Origin of the sequence: Streptomyces sp. SID13726 (assembly GCF_010548375.1) — a bacterium.
GTDB lineage: Bacteria > Actinomycetota > Actinomycetes > Streptomycetales > Streptomycetaceae > Streptomyces.
In genome coordinates, this window is record NZ_JAAGLY010000091.1 from 1 (window position 1) to 768 (window position 768).

Annotated in this window: 1 protein-coding gene; it reads right to left on the bottom strand. The window is 70.4% G+C overall.

Annotated elements, in window-relative coordinates; translation table 11 throughout:
- On the bottom strand, positions 1–542 hold a 542-nt coding region (locus G3I78_RS46500; RefSeq protein ID WP_164436600.1), incomplete at its 3' end, for a phosphatase PAP2 family protein.
- Positions 543–768 lie beyond the last annotated feature (226 nt).

Below are 768 nucleotides of genomic sequence, written 5' to 3' on the forward strand. Positions count from 1 at the left end.
CCGAAGTGCAGCGAGGGCATCGCGGCGAACTGGTTGGCCATGGTGTCGGTGGCGGGCGCGGCACGATAGACCGAGGGCCCGTAGACCTGTGCGGTGTCCACGAGGTGCGCGGCGCCGAGCATCCGCGGCGGCGCGAGCGGGAAGGCGAGGTGCAGCGCGAGGGCGGCGCCGGTCAGGACGGCGAGCGCGCGCCGGGCCCACAGGTAGTGGCCGGGCCTGCGCACGTACAGCCAGATCAGGAAGAGGACGGTCGCCGGGAAGTGCACGGCCGCGTAGTAGGTGTTCGCCGTGTGCACGAGGGCGTCCCCGTTCAGGAGCAGCCGCTGGATCGCGCCCTCGCCCGGCAGGTGCAGGGTGCGCTCGGCGTCCCAGACCCGGCCGGCGTTGCGGAAGGCCTCTTCGGTGCGGTCCGTGGAGAGCATCCGGCCGGTCTTGTAGACGGCGAACAGGCCCGCGACGAGCAGCAGCTCGCGTATGAGTCGGCGCCTCGGACTCGCTGCCGGGCCGCCGGCCGGCCCTGCGGGTGTGGTGTGGGAGCTCATTTCCCCCGCTTCCTTTTCTCTGTGCTCGCGCGCCGCCTGTACGCGGACATCGACACGCCAGTGTATCGATACATTCGCGTATCGATACGCAGGTGTACCGATACGCTCGCGTTCCCGTACACTTTCCTCAGGAACCATCACCTGCGGAGCCCCCGAGGAGAGCCGCTCACCATGACGTCGACGCCGCCTGCCGCGCGCCGCTCCAAGATCACCCCGGAACGGGTGC